Source organism: Thalassotalea sp. Y01 (genome assembly GCF_012932945.1).
Lineage (GTDB): Bacteria > Pseudomonadota > Gammaproteobacteria > Enterobacterales > Alteromonadaceae > Thalassotalea_A.
Genome location: NZ_JABBXG010000003.1, coordinates 128,784 through 147,120, shown reverse-complemented (window position 1 = coordinate 147,120; position 18,337 = coordinate 128,784). Strand labels below are relative to the sequence as shown.

18 protein-coding genes are annotated in these 18,337 nt (G+C 41.5%); 11 read left to right on the top strand and 7 right to left on the bottom strand.

What is annotated here, in order from left to right:
• Positions 1-12: 12 nt before the first annotated feature.
• The 9 genes from HII16_RS05550 (at position 13) to yacG (ending at position 8,339) form a co-directional block, all read left to right on the top strand.
• Entirely contained in the window at positions 13-534 is a 522-nt protein-coding gene (locus HII16_RS05550; RefSeq protein ID WP_169128201.1) for a TIGR02281 family clan AA aspartic protease, read from the top strand.
• 57 nt (positions 535-591) lie between these two features.
• Positions 592-1,485 carry a carboxylating nicotinate-nucleotide diphosphorylase gene (gene nadC, locus HII16_RS05545; protein ID WP_169128199.1) on the top strand — a complete coding sequence of 298 codons (894 nt, stop codon included), beginning with the start codon at positions 592-594 and terminating at the stop codon, positions 1,483-1,485.
• A gap of 470 nt (positions 1,486-1,955) precedes the next feature.
• The gene (locus HII16_RS17035) at positions 1,956-2,351 is read left to right on the top strand and encodes a prepilin-type N-terminal cleavage/methylation domain-containing protein (protein ID WP_169128197.1); all 396 of its coding nucleotides are present in this window, start codon (positions 1,956-1,958) and stop codon (positions 2,349-2,351) included.
• A 128-nt stretch (positions 2,352-2,479) separates the two neighbouring features.
• On the top strand, positions 2,480-4,177 hold the full coding sequence (gene pilB / locus HII16_RS05535; protein WP_169128195.1) for a type IV-A pilus assembly ATPase PilB: 1,698 nt from the start codon (positions 2,480-2,482) through the stop codon (positions 4,175-4,177).
• 38 nt (positions 4,178-4,215) lie between these two features.
• The gene (locus HII16_RS05530; RefSeq protein WP_211183412.1) at positions 4,216-5,457 is read left to right on the top strand and encodes a type II secretion system F family protein; all 1,242 of its coding nucleotides are present in this window, start codon (positions 4,216-4,218) and stop codon (positions 5,455-5,457) included.
• A 100-nt stretch (positions 5,458-5,557) separates the two neighbouring features.
• Positions 5,558-6,445, top strand: a complete 888-nt coding sequence (locus HII16_RS05525) for an A24 family peptidase (RefSeq protein WP_348981392.1) — start codon at positions 5,558-5,560, stop codon at positions 6,443-6,445.
• A complete protein-coding gene (gene coaE / locus HII16_RS05520) occupies positions 6,446-7,057 on the top strand; it encodes a dephospho-CoA kinase (RefSeq protein WP_169128193.1) in 612 nt (203 codons plus the stop codon).
• A 103-nt stretch (positions 7,058-7,160) separates the two neighbouring features.
• Positions 7,161-7,907: a cell division protein ZapD gene (gene zapD, locus HII16_RS05515; RefSeq protein ID WP_169128191.1), complete on the top strand. Its 747-nt coding sequence runs from the start codon at positions 7,161-7,163 to the stop codon at positions 7,905-7,907.
• Between the two features lie 195 nt (positions 7,908-8,102).
• On the top strand, positions 8,103-8,339 hold the full coding sequence (yacG, locus tag HII16_RS05510; protein WP_211183411.1) for a DNA gyrase inhibitor YacG: 237 nt from the start codon (positions 8,103-8,105) through the stop codon (positions 8,337-8,339).
• Positions 8,340-8,489: 150 nt separating this feature from the next.
• On the opposite strand, the gene HII16_RS05505 is transcribed toward yacG, so the two are convergent.
• Together HII16_RS05505 and HII16_RS05500 are read right to left on the bottom strand one after the other, a co-directional pair.
• Entirely contained in the window at positions 8,490-9,032 is a 543-nt protein-coding gene (locus HII16_RS05505; protein WP_169128189.1) for a hypothetical protein, read from the bottom strand.
• A 216-nt stretch (positions 9,033-9,248) separates the two neighbouring features.
• Positions 9,249-10,133, bottom strand: coding sequence for a LysR substrate-binding domain-containing protein (locus tag HII16_RS05500; protein WP_169128187.1), 885 nt, complete (start codon positions 10,131-10,133; stop codon positions 9,249-9,251).
• Positions 10,134-10,614: 481 nt separating this feature from the next.
• Between HII16_RS05500 and HII16_RS05495 the strand changes: the two genes are divergently transcribed.
• On the top strand, positions 10,615-11,130 hold the full coding sequence (locus HII16_RS05495) for a DUF3465 domain-containing protein (RefSeq protein WP_135439095.1): 516 nt from the start codon (positions 10,615-10,617) through the stop codon (positions 11,128-11,130).
• A 97-nt stretch (positions 11,131-11,227) separates the two neighbouring features.
• Here HII16_RS05495 and mutT read toward each other — a convergent pair whose 3' ends face one another.
• The 3 genes from mutT to HII16_RS05480 all read right to left on the bottom strand — a co-directional run bounded on the left by mutT (position 11,228) and on the right by HII16_RS05480 (position 15,384).
• On the bottom strand, positions 11,228-11,623 hold the full coding sequence (gene mutT / locus HII16_RS05490; protein ID WP_169128185.1) for an 8-oxo-dGTP diphosphatase MutT: 396 nt from the start codon (positions 11,621-11,623) through the stop codon (positions 11,228-11,230).
• An 88-nt stretch (positions 11,624-11,711) separates the two neighbouring features.
• Positions 11,712-14,396, bottom strand: coding sequence for a preprotein translocase subunit SecA (gene secA / locus HII16_RS05485; protein ID WP_169128183.1), 2,685 nt, complete (start codon positions 14,394-14,396; stop codon positions 11,712-11,714).
• A gap of 85 nt (positions 14,397-14,481) precedes the next feature.
• Positions 14,482-15,384: a M23 family metallopeptidase gene (locus HII16_RS05480; RefSeq protein WP_135439093.1), complete on the bottom strand. Its 903-nt coding sequence runs from the start codon at positions 15,382-15,384 to the stop codon at positions 14,482-14,484.
• A gap of 64 nt (positions 15,385-15,448) precedes the next feature.
• On the opposite strand from HII16_RS05480, the gene HII16_RS05475 reads away from it, so the two are divergent.
• Positions 15,449-15,922, top strand: coding sequence for a DUF721 domain-containing protein (locus HII16_RS05475; RefSeq protein ID WP_135439092.1), 474 nt, complete (start codon positions 15,449-15,451; stop codon positions 15,920-15,922).
• A 54-nt stretch (positions 15,923-15,976) separates the two neighbouring features.
• Here the strand turns inward: HII16_RS05475 and lpxC are convergent, their stop codons facing one another.
• Together lpxC and ftsZ are read right to left on the bottom strand one after the other, a co-directional pair.
• Entirely contained in the window at positions 15,977-16,888 is a 912-nt protein-coding gene (lpxC, locus tag HII16_RS05470; RefSeq protein ID WP_169128181.1) for a UDP-3-O-acyl-N-acetylglucosamine deacetylase, read from the bottom strand.
• A 276-nt stretch (positions 16,889-17,164) separates the two neighbouring features.
• Positions 17,165-18,313: a cell division protein FtsZ gene (ftsZ, locus tag HII16_RS05465; RefSeq protein WP_135439090.1), complete on the bottom strand. Its 1,149-nt coding sequence runs from the start codon at positions 18,311-18,313 to the stop codon at positions 17,165-17,167.
• Positions 18,314-18,337: the final 24 nt, after the last annotated feature.

The window sequence follows — 18,337 nt, the reverse complement described above, 5'->3', positions numbered from 1 at the left end:
ACAAGATATCTTATGAGCGAAACAGATCACAGTAAAAAAATGGGCAAAACCATGATGTGGATAGCATGGGGGCTATTTTTTGCGCTAATGATATGGTTTTTCCAAGGCGCTTTGGACAAACAGCACAACCCAAACCAAAGACCACAACTTAACTTAACCCATGACGGTAAGAACGAAGTCACCCTTAAGCGCAATCGTTACGGTCATTATCTGTCACCAGGCAATATTAATGGTAGTGAGGTGCTGTTCTTACTCGATACGGGGGCGACAAATGTGTCTATTCCCGCCAATGTCGCCCAAGCTCTCAACTTGCCGGTTCTTGGTACACATTATGTACAAACGGCGAACGGCTCAGTAAAAGTGCAACGAACTGAAATTGAGCAATTGAGCATTGGCAATATAATTTTGTATAATGTCGCCGCAAACATTAACCCAGGCATGGATACCGCTGAAATCCTGCTGGGCATGAGTGCATTAAAACAACTCGAATTCAAACAAAGCGGCCAATATTTGACACTGACAGAGCAATATTAGGTCACCTATAAACGCTATGTTTGCAAACAAAAATCAACAAGGTCATAGAGATTTAATATGTCAGAGCAAAACCTGAGCATTAGCCCGGAACTGGAAAAAGATATCGCAACCACCATTGCCTGGGCTCTCGCTGAAGATTTAGGAGCCGCGCCAGGCGAACAAGCCAGTACCGACAATGATATAACCGCACAACTTATTCCTGCAGAAAATCAAGCAGTGGCAACCATTATTTGCCGTGAAGATTGTGTTGTATCAGGCGTCGCTTGGGTTAATGAAGTATTCAAACAACTTGACCAAGAAACAGGCCTTAGCACGCAAATCACTTGGTTTGTACAAGACGGGCAAACTGCGAAAGCCAACACCACCTTGTGCGAATTACAAGGTAACGCCCGTTTGTTGTTAACGGGTGAGCGTACCGCTCTGAACTTTTTACAAAGCCTTTGTGGCACGGCTACCATCACCAGCCAATACGTAAAAGAGCTTGAAGGCGGTGAGACCAAACTACTTGATACCCGTAAAACCATTCCCGGTATGCGCAGCGCACAAAAATACGCGGTGACCTGCGGTGGCGGCCATAACCATCGTATTGGCTTGTTTGACGCTTACCTTATTAAAGAGAATCACGTCAATGCCTGTGGTGGCATCAAAAATGCGGTACAAACTGCACAGCAAAACCACCCAGGTAAAACCGTAGAAGTCGAAGTCGAGAGCCTTGATGAATTAGAGCAAGCGATTGATGCCGGTGCCGACATTATCATGCTCGATAACTTTAGCACCGAAATGATTGCCAAAGCGGTTGAGCTGACACGTGGCAAAGCCAAGTTAGAAGTATCAGGTAATATGACATTGGAAAAGCTAAAAGCGTATACCGCTGCAAAAGTAGACTTTATATCGGTTGGCGCACTAACCAAGCATGTTAATGCCATCGATTTGTCGATGCGATTTGCTTAAATTTAGCGACTTCTTAAAGTTGTAGCATTAAACATAACTGGAAGCGCAATTTAAAAAGCGCTATCGCAGTAATTAGCAGGCATCAAAATCCCAATAAAAGTCCCAGCTCAGGCTGGGATTTTTAATTTAAAACGCCACTCAATTAAAGCAATTTAATCAATTACAACGGATTAAGTTATAGCGAACTACTAGTAAACTAGTAACAAATCACCAACAAACCGTTAGCAACATAAGCTTGCCAAGCTTCCTGCAATCACCGTTAATTTCGGGCTCTTAGTAAACAAATCAACGCATTAGCAACATTTTTAGTGCTTAAAAACAATTACAAAACTGTATAACCGTTGAACAAATGCACAAAAATGCAGCAAAAGGTAAAATTTTGATCAAATTATAATTTACATTTTTTGCCAGATGTTTCATATTAGTCACTAGCCCCCATAACAATAAATATATATTTAATGGAATTTAATATGAAAACTATGAAATCTAATCAGGGTTTTACCCTTATCGAATTGATGATCGTTGTTGCGATTATCGGTATTCTTGCAGCTGTTGCACTACCTGCTTATCAAGATTACACGGCTAAATCAAAAGCTGCACAAGCTGTTGCGTCTTTAGCTGGTAACAAAATTAAAGTTGCTGAAGTATACTCAGTGTCAGGTACTTTAGGCTGTACTAACGATGGCGTTGCTATTCAGCATTGTACTGGCAATGGTGTTTTATCTCGTGCAGATTCTACTAATACCATTACTGCGACATTGACACCAACAGCGTCAACTACCGCTGGTGAAGCACTAACATGGGCCTGTACTCTTGCAGGTACAGGTGCAGTTGCGATTACAGGTTGTACTGTACCTGCCGCTTAAGTTACCGAATATATAACTTACAAGTTATAAATTGTTTTTAAAAAAGCTGGCTATTAAGCCAGCTTTTTTATTTCGTTTTTATATGAAAGAATGTATGCTGTAGTAAACATACAATAAGAAGAAAACCAATGAAAGGACTTCATCGACAATCTAGTATCCTTTCCGCTGTGGTCCGCAACGAGTTAATAGCGAAAGACAAAGCGGCGGCAATATTTGAAGAGTGCAAAAAAAACCAACGTTCTGTTGTTAAACATCTTTTAGACAAAGAGAAGCTCCCTTCTAAGAACTTAATTAAAGCACTTTCAAAAAGTTTTGGCATACCTCTAATTAATTTGAAAAGCCTACATCTGGAAGCAATACCAGATGGTTTGCGCAACGAAAAATTGGTTAATAAACATACCGCTCTGCCTCTTTATCTCCGTGGTGGTATTCTTTATGTTGCAGTCTCTGATCCTACTAACATTGATGCCTTAGAAGAATTTCAATTTAATACTGGCCATAACACCGAAATGGTCCTTGCCGACGATAAAATGTTACGCGAGACTATCGAAAATATTTTGGAAGATGATCATGCTGCACTTGAGCTATCAGATTTAGATGCAGACGAGCTAACAGATATAGATGTCGAGGAAACAAAAAAAGATGACGACCCAAGCGGGGGCGAAAATGACGCCCCCATTGTTGTCTACATTAACAAAATTCTCCTTGATGCCATTAAAAAAGGCGCATCAGATTTGCACTTTGAACCGTTCGAGAAGAAGTTCCGAATCCGTTTTCGTGTTGATGGTATCTTAACTGAAGTCGCAGCGCCGCCAGTGAATTTAGCTAGCCGGATGACAGCTCGATTAAAAGTTATGTCAAAGCTCGATATCGCCGAGCGTCGCGTACCACAAGATGGTCGCATAAAGTTAGCCATTACAAAGAGTAAGTCCATTGATTTTCGTGTCTCTACCCTACCAACTATGTGGGGCGAAAAAGTGGTAATGCGTATTCTTGACAGTTCAAGTGCAAAACTTGGTATCGATATTCTCGGTTATGAAGAAGAGCAAAAAGCATTGTATTTAGATGCGTTATCAAAGCCGCAAGGCATGATACTGGTAACCGGCCCTACCGGTTCAGGTAAAACCGTATCACTTTATACCGGCCTGAATATTCTTAATACTGAAGAGCGAAATATATCCACTGCAGAGGATCCAGTTGAAATTAACCTTGAGGGTGTTAACCAGGTTCAAATTAACAATAAAGCCGGACTGACCTTTGCCGAAGCATTGAAATCCTTTCTGCGTCAAGATCCAGATATCGTCATGGTCGGTGAGATTCGAGATTTAGAAACAGCGGAAATCGCCATCAAAGCGGCACAAACCGGTCACTTGGTATTATCAACCCTGCATACAAACTCAGCAGCTGAAACTCTGACTCGTTTATTAAATATGGGCGTGCCCTCTTATAACGTCGCAAGTTCAGTAAGCCTAATTATCGCCCAGCGTCTAGCGCGTCGTTTGTGTAATCACTGTAAAGAAGTGGATGACATTTCTGAACAAGCGTTAATTGAGCTTGGTTTCGATGCTGCCGAAGTATCAGGCATTACCATATACAAACCAAAAGGCTGTGATGAATGCACCAAAGGCTATAAAGGCCGTGTGGGTATATATGAAGTGATGAAAATAAGTAGTGCAAACGCCAAACTGATTATGGATGGTGGCAGCTCATTGGAAATCGCTGATCAAGCGCAAAAAGAAGGGTATAACAACCTACGCCAGTCGGCATTATTGAAAGCTAAAGCAGGCGTAACCAGTCTTGCGGAAGTAAGCCGTGTAACTGCATAACGGTTATAGTAAACGCATAATTATAAAAAGAGAATATTATGGCAGTAACAAGTTCCCAACCGAAAATGGTCAAACCTAAGCCTCTTGAGACGTTTCAATGGGAAGGGGTAAATCGTAAGGGTAAAAAAATCAAAGGTGAGCTTTCCGCGACCAACGCCATGGAACTGAAAGCTCAATTACGCAAGCAAGGTATCACCCCGTTAAAGCATAAGAAAAAACAAAAGTCACTGTTCAATGGTGACAAACCGATAAGGCCAGTAGATATTGCCGTTGTGACCCGTCAGATTGCCACAATGCTAACGGCTGGTGTTCCACTAGTTCAAACCATTGAAATGATCGGTAAAGGAAATGATAACGGCAATATGCGTAAGCTGCTCGGTGATATAGGAAACAAGATTCAATCTGGCCTGCCTTTATCCGAGTGTTTGCGAGAACACCCTAAGTATTTTGACGATTTGTATTGTGATCTAGTTGAATCCGGTGAGCAATCAGGTGCATTAGAAGCGATATTTGATCGAATCGCCATCTACAAGGAAAAAGCGGAAGCGCTTAAATCAAAGATCAAGAAAGCACTTTTTTATCCAATATCAGTTCTAGTGATTGCTGCAGTAGTTACCTCAATACTTCTTATTTTTGTAGTACCCACCTTCGTCGATATATTCAATGATTTTGGTGCAGAGCTACCTGCATTTACAACTTTCGTTGTCAATATTTCAGACTTTATGGTGTCTTCTTGGTACCTAATGTTAGGCGCACTTATCGCTGCTGGCTGGGCCTTTAAACAGGCACATTTTAGAAGTCAGGATTTTCGAGACAAAGTAGACGCCGCTGTTTTAAAAATACCGGTAATAGGCATGATATTAGATAAAGCCGCTGTAGCGCGATTTGCACGAACTCTATCGACAACCTTTGCTGCCGGTGTACCGCTCATAGATGCTTTAGATTCAGCTGCTGGTGCTTCTGGCAACGCAGTTTATCGAGAAGCTATTAACGAGATTCGCGGTGAAGTATCTGCTGGTATGCAAATGAACCTTGCTATGCGCAACGTAAACCTATTTCCTGACATGGTAACGCAAATGGTTACCATAGGTGAAGAATCTGGTGCTCTAGACGATATGTTAGCCAAAGTTGCGACAATCTATGAACAAGAAGTTGATGATGCAGTAGATGGCTTAACATCATTACTTGAGCCTTTAATTATGGCGGTGTTGGGTGTAGTGATTGGTGGCTTGATCATTGCGATGTATCTGCCTATCTTCGCAATGGGATCTATTATTTAATAATATATCTAACTATATTAGCTTAGCGCCGAAGTATATTAACAAGCTTCGGCGTTTTCATTTACCATCATAATATCAATAAAAATTTAAGGGTCACGTTGTGCTGTCGGATGTAACATCTTTATTTGAACAAGTACCTGTTGCGTATTTTTCTTTCTCCCTTATTCTTGGCCTAATCATTGGTAGCTTCCTAAACGTGGTGATATTTCGTTTACCAAAAATGATTGAAGCCGAGTGGGACTGTGAATGTCGTGAGTTTTTAGCGGATGATTTGAAAGACTCAGCTAAGAACAAAGAGCCACAAAAAGTGACTCTTTCAAAGCCCGCTTCTACTTGCCCTAAATGCGGTCACAAAATCAAGATATGGGAAAATATCCCAGTGATTTCTTGGTTATTATTGCGCGGTAAATGTTCTTCTTGCAGTAACCCGATTTCAGCCCGCTACCCAATTATTGAAACCATAACCGGTATCTCGACGGTTGTTATCGCTATGCATTTTGGGGTGACTTGGCAAGCTGCGGTTATGATGGTGCTAAGCTGGTGTCTGATCGCCCTTACCATGATTGATTTTGATAAAATGATTCTACCAGATCAGATCACTTTGCCGTTGGTTTGGATAGGTTTGATCCTTGGCTTAAATGACGTATTTGTCAGTTTAGATCAGGCGGTAATAGGTGCCATTGCTGGATATATGAGCTTGTGGTCTATCTATTGGCTATTCAAGTTAGTCACAGGTAAAGAGGGTATGGGCTATGGTGACTTTAAGTTATTTGCCGTATTTGGTGCTTGGTTTGGATGGCAAGTACTACCGATGCTGATTTTAATGGCCTCTTTGGTCGGCGCTATTGTCGGTATCAGTTTAATGGTATTTAAAAGCCATGAGGGCTCAAAGCCAATTCCCTTTGGCCCTTACCTTGCTGTTGCTGGTTGGATCACAGCACTTTGGGGTGAAGGTATCTGGGCTTGGTATATGGGAATAATGGTATAAATGTCTAAAGTAATTATCGGTTTAACTGGTGGCATTGGCAGCGGCAAGACAACCGTTGCCAACTTATTTGCTGAATATGGCGTCGATATCATCGATGCCGATATCGTAGCCCGACAAATTGTGCAACCTGGGCAACCTGCACTGCAGCATATCGCCGCTCACTTTGGTGAAGACTATATTCTTGCCGATGGCAAACTAAACCGAGCAAAGCTTCGAGAAAAGGTATTTGCTAATCCTGACGATAAAGCTTGGCTGAATGGCTTATTGCATCCATTAATTCGACAAACCATGAATGAGCAATGCCAGAACGCCAAAAGCCCTTATTGTTTTTTGGTTGCGCCTTTATTAATTGAAAACGGCATTAACCGCAGCGTTGATAACGTACTGGTCATCGATGTAAAACCTGAGACACAAATAGCCAGAACGGTTGCCAGAGACAATAATAGCAAAGAGCAAGTTAAACGTATCATTGCTGCACAAGTTGGCAGAGAAGAGCGTCTTATTCATGCTGACTTTGTTATTAATAACGATAAAGCGACAATGGAAGAATTGCGTATGCAAGTAGAAATATTGCATCGCAAGTTTTTAAAAATGGTCACGGAAGACGTTTAAAACAAACTATTTCGCGAAAACCATTTAGCTCATATTGCCTTTGCCCTATTCTCTGGTTACTATAGAAAAGATTACAACAATAATTACAACAATAGTTACCTCAATGGCTGGCATTCTATACGAGCACCCGTTAAACGAACGGATCCGCAACTACTTGAAGTTAGAGCAATTATTTGCTCAAGCTCGGTCTTGCCTTGCTCAAGAATTTGATTCGAGTCATACCTCTTTTTTTAATGCACTATTTACCATTCTAGATACCATTGATCGCACCGATGTACGTGGTGATATGATCAAAGATTTGGAAAAATTAGAGCATAATCTGCACCTTTGGTCAAAATCACCAGCGGTTAACGATAAAGCACTGCAATTAAATCTAGAACAAACTAAAAAGCTTTCGACTGAATTACGCTCTAAGCAAAACCAGTGGGGCTCACTTAAAGAAGACAAGTTTTTGGATGCAATGCGCAAGCGTTTTAGTTTAACCGGTGCCTATTGCGGTTTTGACTTACCCGCCCTTGTGCATTGGCTAAACCAACCACCGATATTTATTCAACAAGATATCGACCGTTGGTTGTCATGTTTAAGCACCATTGAACAGGCCCTCGTATTGGTATTGAAGTTTATTCGTCAAAAATCTAACTTTGAACTGGTTGAAGTCGGCAATAGCTTTTATCAAGATAACGGTGAAGGATTGTTGTTACTTCGTATTGAATTAGAAGATGGCGCTGATTATTTTCCTTCGGTAAGTGGCAACCGATATCGTTATTCGATACGTTTCATGGAGCTATGCGAAGCGAAGGGACAGCAATACATTACAGATAATGTTTCATTTAAACTCGCTAAGTGTTAACCCCCGTAAAAGCAATCTATAATCTCTCGATAAACCAACTAAAGCTGCTAAATCCAAGTTAAAACCTCACTAAAACCTTGCTAAAACCTTGCTAAAACCTCACTCAAATCTACCTAAACCCTACAATAGCTATTTTATAAATCACTTGGGTGCGTTAAAATCTGGTCATTATTCGCCATTAAAAACATTGTCATTATGGTCACCAAAGTAAATTGCCCTACATGTGAAAAACAAGTCATCTGGAACAAAGATGCTAAATATCGGCCATTTTGTTCTGAGCGCTGTAAATTAATAGATTTAGGTGATTGGGCTGAAGAAAATCACAAAATTTCCCAACCTGCGCAAGGTGCTGATGCATTGAGTGAAGAGATGCTTGATGCGCTTGAAGATCAGTTTTTGCAAAGTAACAAATTTTTTGTCGATTCTGAGTAATGCTTATTCTGTCATTAGTAAAATAAAAGGTGCGCAGTTTTTTAACTCTTGCGCACCTTGATTTGTAAAATCATATTTTCACCTTTTTCATTACAATTTCTGTCGCATCCTTTCCTCCTCAGCAGCGATAGCTGCAATTACAAGTTACATTTAGTGATTACTTGCTAACATCTCTTTTTTCATTAGTGCGACCGTCATGGCTTCAATATTTGCTTTAACGATGCGGTTATCGTCATATTTCATCGCCATATTAAAGTCTTTAAATGCACTTACCTTGTCACCTAAATAGTGATTTACAATGGCGCGATTACTGTAAGCGATGGCCGTAAGATATGCACTGGCATTGCTCTCGCTGTTGCTAATCACTTCAATTGCTTTATCACATGCGATTTTTGCCTCACTAAAGCGGCTAAGCTTTAAGTTCGCCACGCAATTTGCCATTAACAGTTCCAGCTTTTCATTTACGTCATTAGCTGAGTTGATTTTGCTTAACGCATCTTCATAGTCACCAGCATTAATGTCACGCAATCCGGTACTGTTTTCGATCATAGCAATCTTAAATGTACTATTAAGGTGTGCAAGGTCTTCGTCAACCATCTTAGCGTTGGCTATATGGCTATGAGCAAGGCCGGCAAGCAATAACGTTGCTAGCGGCAGCTTTAAGCCTTTAAGTATGTGAGTTGATGTTTTCATCAGTATGTCTCCTTGAAATTAAAAAAGCGCAAACCAATCGGTTTACGCTCTCACTCTAGAAAAACAGGCCAATTCTGACAAACGAAATAAAATGACCTTTATAGGTTAATAAAATTCATATGATATTTTTATGACGCGTTATCGGGGCACTTTGGTAGCAAGCGCGATTAAGACCCAGCACTAGCGCACTAACTGCTTGTTAGTAACATTAGCCTCTTAATATAAGTCACAAAATGTCTCTTGCATCCAATTGGCAAACATTAATAGTTCGTCAGATTGCTCAAGGTTTTCATGCTGCACTAAAAAGTATCTATCATTGGTCACTAACTCTTCTTCATAAAGGCGCACCAATAACTGCTCTTTAAACCAAGTTTGACTTATTGGCAAAGGAATTAACGCTATACCCATGCCTTGTTGTGCTGCTCGAGCGACGCCAAACATACTATCAAATTGAATAATCTGCTTTGGATCAAAGTCCGGTACACCAACTTCATCTGCCCATTGGTGCCAAGCCCAGGGTCTGGATTGATGCAATATCAAAGGGACCGTTTTTAATGCTTTAAAACCCTCAGACGCCCACTTTCGATAAAGGCGTTTATTACATGCCGGTACATATCTTACTGGGAACAAATCGGTGATAACTGGACTATTTGGACGACCTCTGGACAAGACAATAGACAAATCGGCACTGGCAGCCGCTTGTGATCCTGTTTTAACCGTCTCAAGTTGTAAATTAATATCCGGGTGTGCCTGAGTCCAGTCGCTTAAACTCGGCACAAACAATTCGCTAGCAAAAAACTCAGGCAAGCTAATGGTGATGGTTTTATTTTGTTTGCTATTGGTGAAGTCATCAATGGTACTTTCTAAATCGGTAATAATCGGTTGAATGGCATGATAAAAACGCTTGCCGGCACTGGTTAATTCAATGGCTCGGGTTTGGCGAGTAAATAAATTAAATCCAAGTTGCTCTTCCAACTGCTTGATTTGATGACTGACGGCAGATGGCGTAAGAAAAAGCTTAGATGCGGCATGCTTAAAACTTAAACACTTGGCAGCTATACAAAAGGAGCGCAAACCACGAATGGGTGTTTGAACGGCCATGAGTAATGAAAAATCCTAAGGGAATCAAAAACATTGATGATGCAATTCCCGCACCAACCATGTAAACCACTGTTTAATATAGGTTTAATTAAAATATAAATTAAATTAACGATTTTAAGAGCAACATAGCGCACTAAACTTGTGCATTTAAATGACGGGAAGAAAAATGGGCACCTAAAAGGTGCCCTAAAAATAACCAAATGATACTTTGTAAACTCATGGGGAGAGTTGTATTTATGATCTTGGGGAGACCAAATCAACAAAGCAAGGTAACGATAAGCTTTTTCCTGAAGTTCGACAAACGAGAAGAAATCATTTAACGAATTAAATAATTTCATCCATTTATATCATTGCCTTTGCAAATATCAATAAAGTGGCATTAAAAACTAAGATTCATTGCCTATACCCTTGCATTTGCGTTTCGCTATTTGGCATACTAAAAAGAGAATTAGAACTAGAGTACAACATACCTACTTTTATTATGAAGCATATCCTTATCGCCTTCGTCTTATTTGTCGCTGGCATTACTTTTTTGGAAGTACAATCAAAAACCAATGCTGAACCTGTCGCTGCAGACGTAAAGCCGACCAATGACATTGAAACATTAGAGCGTGCTTTTAGTAGCAGTAATTATCAAGAGTCCATAAACCTTGATGACTTTTCTGATCTAGAGAAAATTAGTTACGCCTTTGACAATGGCTTGTCTGATATCCAAGTTAGAGGCTTTGGTGAGGTCACCAAAGTACTGGCAGATGATAACGACGGCAGTAGACACCAACGTTTTATTGTCCGCTTGCAGAATAAACACACCTTATTGATAGCTCACAATATTGATTTAGCTAAACGAATCAATACCTTGCGCCAAGGTGATGAGATTGAATTTTATGGTGAGTATGAGTGGAACGACAAAGGTGGTGTGGTGCATTGGACTCATAAAGATCCACGCAATAAGCATGAGCACGGTTATTTGCGTCATTCCGGGTTGAAATACTGGTAAGCCCTAAGCTACTAAATTTAATTCAATAAAAAAGCTTAATGAGTGATCATTAAGCTTTTTTATTGCTTAGCGCACCGTGCGTTTTATTTGCTAATAGCTACAAACCTTTGTCGATAATTTTGGCTACAATGGCATCATTGGCCTTTGGAAAATCAATTTTGCTGAGTTGGTCTGCACTAAACCAACCTTGTTGTTGGCCTTCTTGTGCGGTTGGTTCCCCGGCAAACTGATCAACCAAAAACACCTCCAACAAAACCTGCTTATCAACGTAATCGTGGCTAATCTCAATCAAGGGTTGCATCGCTAGCGTATCGATAGCGATTTCTTCCTGTAATTCTCTATGCAAGGCCTGATGCACGGTTTCATTGTCTTCGACTTTACCACCAGGAAACTCCCACTTACCCCCCTGATGAGCGCTAGCAAGCCTCTTTGTTAAAAAGAACTGACCTTGTCGATAAATTACGCCAACGGCAACGTGTACTCGTTTAGTCATCGTCATTACTTCTGTTTAGTTATTAATTGTTTTAGCTCGTATAACAAAAAGGACGGTAATAACCGTCCTTCCTTCATTTCAGTACCTATTAGCCTAATTTGCCATGACACTGTTTATATTTCTTACCTGAACCACACGGGCAAGGCTCATTGCGGCCTACGCGCGGCAGTTTGTTATCTTCTGTTGCCGTGCCACTGCTTTCATGAGTAAATTGCTTTTGCGCTTCTTCGGCTTTTTGCTGCTGTTGCTGCTCCATTTTTTCTACTTCGCTTTCTTGTTGAATGCGAACCTTAGAAAGCAGGCTAACAACATCGTATTTCAGGTTATCTAGCATACCTGAGAACAAGGCAAATGATTCTTTCTTGTATTCTTGCTTAGGGTTTTTCTGTGCATAACCACGTAAATGAATACCTTGACGCAAATGGTCCATCGCCGCTAAGTGCTCTTTCCAAAGGTTATCAAGTGTTTGCAACATAACCGCTTTTTCAAAGTGGCGCAGTACTTCGGTACCGATTTGCTCTTCTTTGGCTTTATAAGCGTTATCGACTTCTTCGATGACTTTGTCGCGAAGTGATTCTTCGTGCAACTTATCGTCTTCTTCTAGCCACTTAGCAATTGGTAAATCAAGCGCTAAGTCACCTTTCAACTGCTCTTCTAGACCTTGAATATCCCACATCTCTTCTAACGACTGTGGTGGGATATGGCCAGCAATAATGCCGCTAACAACATCTAGGCGAATTGCTGCAATGGTTTCTTCAATATCACCGTCATCAAGCAATTCGTTACGTTGATCGTAAATTACTTTACGTTGGTCGTTCGCCACATCATCGTATTCAAGCAATTGCTTACGGATGTCAAAGTTACGACCTTCAACTTTACGTTGTGCATTCTCGATAGACTTAGTTACCCATGGGTGTTCAATGGCTTCACCGTGTTCCATACCCAATTTACGCATCATGTTGGCAATACGTTCTGAGGCGAAAATACGCATCAAACCATCTTCCATTGAAAGATAAAAGCGCGTAGAACCGGCATCACCTTGACGACCACTTCGTCCACGTAACTGGTTATCGATACGACGAGATTCATGGCGTTCGGTGGCAACGATATGTAAACCGCCAGCCTCAAGCACTTGTTCATGCTCTTCTTGCCATTTACTTGTCGCTGCGTCGATCTGCTCTTGGCTTGGGCTATCAAGCTTAGCTAATTCTGCCGCTAGATTACCACCTAATACGATATCGGTACCACGACCGGCCATGTTCGTGGCGATGGTCACCGCGCTAAGTTTACCAGCATTGGCAACGATCTCCGCTTCTTCGGCATGGAATTTAGCGTTTAATACTTTGTGTTTGATCTTTTCTTTGCGCAAGAACTGTGACAAGAACTCAGATGTTTCGATACTGATGGTACCAACCAATACCGGTTGACCACGTTTAACGCAATCTTGGATATCTTCAAGTATCGCTTCAAATTTTTCTTGCTGCGTCAGGTACACTAAATCAGGTAAATCTTGACGGATCATTGGGCGATTCGTTGGTACAACTACCGTCTCTAGACCATAAATATGATTAAATTCAAATGCCTCAGTATCAGCTGTACCGGTCATACCGGATAGTTTTTGATATAAGCGGAAATAGTTTTGAAAGGTAATAGACGCTAATGTCTGGTTTTCGTTTTGAATGTCTACACCTTCTTTGGCTTCAACAGCCTGATGCAAGCCTTCTGACCAGCGACGACCTTCCATAGTACGACCGGTATGTTCATCAACGATAACAATTTCACCGTCTTTAACGATGTAATCAACATCCTTAACAAATAGTTTGTGTGAACGCAGTGCCGCCATAACATGGTGCAACAATGAAATGCTGCTTGCGCCATAAAGCGAGTCACCTTCGGCTAACATGCCACGCTCAGTAAGAATCTCTTCAACACGCACCTGGCCACGTTCTGTCAGATATACCTGTTTTGATTTTTCATCAACGGTATAGTCACCGGTACTTTCAACGCCCTCTTCATCTTCTCGGTCTTGCAACTCAAGTAGAGGAACGATTTGGTCGATCATCTTGTACAGCTCTGAACTGTCTTCAGCTGCACCAGAGATGATTAATGGTGTACGAGCTTCATCGATAAGAATAGAGTCGACCTCATCGATTACAGCGAAGTTTAACGGACGTTGTACACGTTGTTGTGGCGAAAATGCCATATTGTCACGGAGATAGTCAAAACCGAACTCGTTATTGGTACCGTAGGTGATATCCGCTTCATAGGCTGCTTTCTTATCTTCAGGTTGCATACCCGGGATATTACAACCAACCGTCAAACCTAAATATTCAAATAATGGACGTGCCCAATCTGCATCACGCTTGGCTAAGTAATCGTTAACGGTAATTACATGTACACCTTTACCGGTTAACGCATTCAAATATGATGGCAGCGTTGCGGTTAATGTTTTACCTTCACCGGTACGCATCTCGGAAATTTTACCTTGATGCAACACCATACCACCGACCATTTGCACGTCGAAATGACGCATACCAAATACTCGAATACTGGCTTCGCGTACTACCGCAAATGCTTCAACTAAGATATCGCTCAGGCTAGCACCGCCTTCAATACGCTCTTTAAACTCAGCTGTTTTGCCTTTCAATTCCTCATCGCTTAGCGCTTTGATGGTATCTTCAAGGGCATTAATTTTAGTAACTTCTTTATTTAATTGTTTCAGTAGGCGATCGTTACGGCTACCGAACAGCTTCGTCATTAATTTTACAAACATGTTTATTAAACCAATTATTCAAATATATTTTGGCGACTACTAGGATTTTAGAGTGCGTTAAGTATTGTTATCGAGTGGATTTATCTTAAGTTTTTGGCTTGCGATAAACGTATTTTGCAGGATTGATTTGTTTGTCGTTTCTAAGAATTTCGTAATGTACATGTGGACCAGTTGATCGGCCAGTTGAACCCATTCTCGCAACAGGCTGACCTTTACTTACCACATCACCGAGCGTAACCAGGTTTAGTTTGTTATGGGCGTAACGGGTTTTGTAGCCATTACCATGGTCTATTTCAACCATATTACCATAACCATACTTCTCACCTGAGAAACTCACAACGCCACTACCCGTAGCGAATACTTCGGCGTTTTCCTTACCAGCAAAGTCGACGCCTTTATGCATCGCCGGTTTACCAGTGAAAGGATCTTTACGAACTCCGTAATACGATGACAACCAACCTTTACCTATAGGTCGTCCCGATAAATAACTCGTATTTTCGATATGGTGACCCAAAGCCAAAGATTCAAGTAATTTTAATTGATTTTCTTTGTGATCAAGGCTCAGGCTTAAATCGGAAATATGTTGATCGAGGTCACTATAAGACAAATGGCTTTGCACCGCCTGCGTTTGCAGCGGTCCACCACTTGATGGCATGGTCGCCATTTTAAACTCGTCTTTGGGAATATCAACTTCTTCAGCTAATCGTTCACCAAGGGCATTCAATCTTGCAACATGAGATTGCAACTCAGCAATTTTTGCAGTTAAGGCAACAACTTGTTCATTGCGGTAACTGTCATTTTGTTGTTTCGGTTTAACCAAATCTTGATTGGTTTGCAGGTGCGCAGGCATTTCTTCAGGAGATAAGACCGAATGCATAACCAATCCAGATACCACGGCAAAGCCGCCAACGATGGCTAACCAACGAGGCTTACTTAGTTTCATTGAGAAACGAACATTTTGTCCGCGGTATATTAGTGTTAAACTCATAAACTCAAATTATTTTAGACAACGTTTGCCACTTTAACATAAAACCGCCATGGCACCATAAAAGATGAAACGAATCGTTAAAGCTCCACAAGATTTACAAACCTTGTTGCAAACTGCTAGCAGTAATATGGCTAATATTTCGGTAAAAGCACAATCACTGCAAATATTGGCCGACATTGTTAGACAAACTTGCCCAGATCTTCCTGAAGATGCCTGGCAAATTGCCAATTGTCGCGAAAACTTAGTTATCTTAGAAGCTAAATCTTCGGTATGGGGCCAACGGCTACAATTTGAACGTAACAATATAGCAAGCCAGCTCAGTTTGCAAACTCAGGGCATATTTAATCGCATTGAAATTAAAGTAAATCCTTTTGCTGTGAGAAAGCAAATAAAAGAGCAAGAGCCGGCGAAAGAGAAAAAATCTATGTCAGCAGAAAGCGCTGAAGAATTACGAAAAGTAGCCGAGAATGCGCCGGACGGATTAAAACAAAAACTATTAAAACTCGCCTCTCATGTAAAACAAAAAAATAACCAATAAAAAACGGAGCATTAAGCTCCGTTTTTTATTTAATCTGACCGACTTTATCGTAAGTTATGCATATATCGCATCTTGGTAGGCAATAGGTGATGGACGTTCGTCTTCATAAGTCACCCACTCCCAACTGTCTTCGCGTTTAAATACTTCGCGCAATAACATATTGTTTAAGCCATGACCTGACTTATAGGCATTAAGCTCGCCTAAGATGCTAACACTGCCCATATATAGGTCACCGATAGCGTCTAAGATTTTGTGCTTAACGAATTCGTCGTCGTAACGTAACTCATCAGAGTTAAGCATTTTGTACTCATCAAGTACGATAGCGTTTTCTAAGCTACCGCCAAGGGCTAGATTGTGAGAGCGTAAAAACTCAATGTCACGCATAAAACCAAAGGTACGTGCACGGCTGATTTCTTTTACGAACGAATTGCTCGACAAGTCCAAGCTCATTTGTTGCGTTGTGTTGGCAATCACAGGATGATCAAAGTCGATAGAAAAGTTTACTTTGAATCCTTCGTGTGGGCGTAACTCTGCCCACTTATCGCCTTCTTCAACACGAATAGGCTTGGTAATGCGTAAGAATCTCTTCGCTGCATTTTGCTCTTCAACACCAACGGATTGAATCAAATAGACGAAAGGTAATGAGCTACCATCCATGATCGGAATCTCAGGCGAATCGACTTCAACAATCATATTATCGATGCCTAGACCGGCAACAGCAGCTAAAAGGTGTTCTACGGTGGACACTTGAACACCTTGTTCGTTTACCAGACACGTACACAGCGTCGTCTCACCAACCGCTTTCGGGGTTGCTGGGATATCGACAGCAGGACTTAGGTCAACACGACGGAAAATAATTCCAGTATTGGCCGGTGCAGGACGGAGAGTTAACTGCACTTTTTCACCTTTATGTAAGCCAACGCCAACGGCGTCTATTGCTTGTTTTAATGTACGTTGCTTGATCATATTTCGCCTTATAATCTTTTAGACCACCACGCTTTTAACAAATTCTTTAAAAAAGCGAGGCAGAATAATAGCAAAATTATCCTTTAGAGTCAAAAGTCTAACCTATTGGCCTGATACTTGCTTTACAACTTGTTACAACTGCATTAACAGCTGTAATCCGCTTGCATCAAGACGTAAACCAATCCGCCAAAGACCATTACTCTGGTTACAATTAGCCACAATCTGAAACATCACATTCCAAATTGGACGCCAGCCTGATATTAATCAGACCGGATATTAGTCCGCTTGCTTACGCAAAAATGCAGGAATATCAAGATAATCCGCATCTGGTGCCGATGCAGGAGCAGCCTGCGGGCGTTCTTCAACAAATTGCGACTGGGCAACTTCTGGCTCTGGCGTATACGGCGCGTTTACAACCATTGGCTCAGGCTTTTGCACTGGCGGCACAATTGAAATTTCCGGTTTTTGCTGTTGGCCGATACCTGTAGCAACAACCGTAACGCGTAACTCGTCGGTCATTTCAGGGTCGATAACAGCACCGACAACAACGGTGGCATTTTCAGATGCAAAGGCACGAACAGCGTTACCAACGGTTTCAAATTCATCAATTGAAATATCTAAACCTGCGGTAATGTTTACCAAAATACCGCGAGCACCAGCTAAATCGACATCTTCCAGTAGCGGGCTTGAAATAGCAGCTTCTGCTGCTTCTTCAGCACGATCTTCACCACTTGCACAACCTGAGCCCATCATCGCTGTACCCATTTCTGACATAACAGTACGTACGTCAGCAAAGTCAACGTTAATTAAACCAGGGCGAGTAATCAGCTCAGCAATACCTTGAACAGCACCTAGTAATACATTATTAGCCGCTTTAAAGGCGTCTAATAGTGATGTGCCTGGACCTAATACTTTTAATAGTTTTTCATTCGGAATGGTGATCAGTGAATCAACATTCTTTGATAAAAACTCAATACCTTGGTCGGCATAGTTCATACGCTTCTTGCCTTCAAACGGGAATGGTTTGGTCACAACCGCAACGGTCAAGATACCCATTTCCTTAGCAATTTCAGCAACCACAGGAGCAGCACCGGTACCTGTACCACCGCCCATACCGGCAGCGATAAAGATCATGTCAGCACCCTGTAAGGTCTGGCGAATGGTTTCGCGATCTTCTTCTGCACTGCGACGACCAATTTCAGGGTTTGCGCCTGCGCCCAAGCCCTTAGTTACGTCGGCACCGAGTTGCAAAGTCACGGTCGCAGAAGAATTGCGCAGTGCCTGTGAGTCGGTATTCGCGGTAATAAATTCCACGCCTTCGATGGTTTGCACCACCATGTGTTCAACGGCGTTACCACCGCCTCCACCAACGCCGATGACTTTAATCACCGCTTCTTCGTTGTGCTCTTCCATTAATTCAAACATAATTTTCTCTCCGTTCTATCGTTT

Coding starts and splice junctions, on each gene's coding strand:
- coaE (WP_169128193.1), top strand. CDS start 6,446: ATGTCTAAAGTAATTATCGGTTTAACTGGTGGCATTGGCAGCGGCAAG.
- HII16_RS05505 (WP_169128189.1), bottom strand. CDS start 9,032: ATGAAAACATCAACTCACATACTTAAAGGCTTAAAGCTGCCGCTAGCA.
- mutT (WP_169128185.1), bottom strand. CDS start 11,623: ATGACTAAACGAGTACACGTTGCCGTTGGCGTAATTTATCGACAAGGT.
- HII16_RS05495 (WP_135439095.1), top strand. CDS start 10,615: ATGAAGCATATCCTTATCGCCTTCGTCTTATTTGTCGCTGGCATTACT.
- zapD (WP_169128191.1), top strand. CDS start 7,161: ATGGCTGGCATTCTATACGAGCACCCGTTAAACGAACGGATCCGCAAC.
- HII16_RS05550 (WP_169128201.1), top strand. CDS start 13: ATGAGCGAAACAGATCACAGTAAAAAAATGGGCAAAACCATGATGTGG.
- nadC (WP_169128199.1), top strand. CDS start 592: ATGTCAGAGCAAAACCTGAGCATTAGCCCGGAACTGGAAAAAGATATC.
- yacG (WP_211183411.1), top strand. CDS start 8,103: ATGGTCACCAAAGTAAATTGCCCTACATGTGAAAAACAAGTCATCTGG.
- pilB (WP_169128195.1), top strand. CDS start 2,480: ATGAAAGGACTTCATCGACAATCTAGTATCCTTTCCGCTGTGGTCCGC.
- HII16_RS05480 (WP_135439093.1), bottom strand. CDS start 15,384: ATGAGTTTAACACTAATATACCGCGGACAAAATGTTCGTTTCTCAATG.
- secA (WP_169128183.1), bottom strand. CDS start 14,396: ATGTTTGTAAAATTAATGACGAAGCTGTTCGGTAGCCGTAACGATCGC.
- lpxC (WP_169128181.1), bottom strand. CDS start 16,888: ATGATCAAGCAACGTACATTAAAACAAGCAATAGACGCCGTTGGCGTT.
- ftsZ (WP_135439090.1), bottom strand. CDS start 18,313: ATGTTTGAATTAATGGAAGAGCACAACGAAGAAGCGGTGATTAAAGTC.
- HII16_RS05500 (WP_169128187.1), bottom strand. CDS start 10,133: ATGGCCGTTCAAACACCCATTCGTGGTTTGCGCTCCTTTTGTATAGCT.
- HII16_RS05475 (WP_135439092.1), top strand. CDS start 15,449: ATGAAACGAATCGTTAAAGCTCCACAAGATTTACAAACCTTGTTGCAA.
- HII16_RS17035 (WP_169128197.1), top strand. CDS start 1,956: ATGAAAACTATGAAATCTAATCAGGGTTTTACCCTTATCGAATTGATG.
- HII16_RS05530 (WP_211183412.1), top strand. CDS start 4,216: ATGGCAGTAACAAGTTCCCAACCGAAAATGGTCAAACCTAAGCCTCTT.